We start from the raw sequence: 321 nt of genomic DNA on the forward strand, positions 1-321 counted from the left end.
GGTGATGCTGCCAACTTACTGATTTAGTGTATGATGGTGTTTTTGAGGTGCTCCAGTGGCTTCTGTTTCTATCAGCTGTCCCTCCTGTTCAGCTACTGACGGGGTGGTGCGTAACGGCAAAAGCACCGCCGGACATCAGCGCTATCTCTGCTCTCACTGCCGTAAAACATGGCAACTGCAGTTCACTTACACCGCTTCTCAACCCGGTACGCACCAGAAAATCATTGATATGGCCATGAATGGCGTTGGATGCCGGGCAACCGCCCGCATTATGGGCGTTGGCCTCAACACGATTTTCCGCCATTTAAAAAACTCAGGCCG

General features: G+C 52.0%; 1 protein-coding gene. It reads left to right on the plus strand.

Annotated elements, in window-relative coordinates:
• Positions 1-55: 55 nt before the first annotated feature.
• A partial coding sequence (locus ACUU1M_RS20755) for an IS1-like element transposase (protein ID WP_001483704.1) occupies positions 56-321 on the plus strand: 266 nt, incomplete at its 3' end.

Source organism: Shigella sp. SIG6, assembly GCF_053555815.1.